A 312-nucleotide genomic window follows, 5' to 3' on the forward strand; every position below is an offset into this window, starting at 1 on the left:
TCATCGGCAGATAAGTCCCAGGTTACGCCAAGATGAACCCACGTTCCCGCAACAACTGAGTTAGCACTTGTGTATAAGTTGAAATCAAGATCCGCGCTATCTTCCAAGGCAAATCGTAAGCGACCATCATTTAATTTTGCCAAGAAGAAATACTTATCGTTAGAATTTCCTATGACATCGGTAGTTGCATCAATTAAGGTCTTATCTCCACTCCCCACCCAGTTCTCTTCAGCTCGATACCAAAGCACAATAGTCCCTTGACTCCCTACGTCTGTGTCCAAGTCCAGCTGTGAGTTAATGGCATCAATCGTT

At 44.2% G+C, this 312-nt stretch carries 1 protein-coding gene; it reads right to left on the reverse strand.

Annotation, left to right across the window (positions count from 1 at the left end):
- Positions 1-248: LamG domain-containing protein (locus A3766_RS09270; RefSeq protein WP_231882872.1), on the reverse strand; the 248-nt coding region annotated here is incomplete at its 3' end.
- Positions 249-312 lie beyond the last annotated feature (64 nt).

The sequence above is a fragment of the Oleiphilus sp. HI0132 genome (assembly GCF_001635845.1).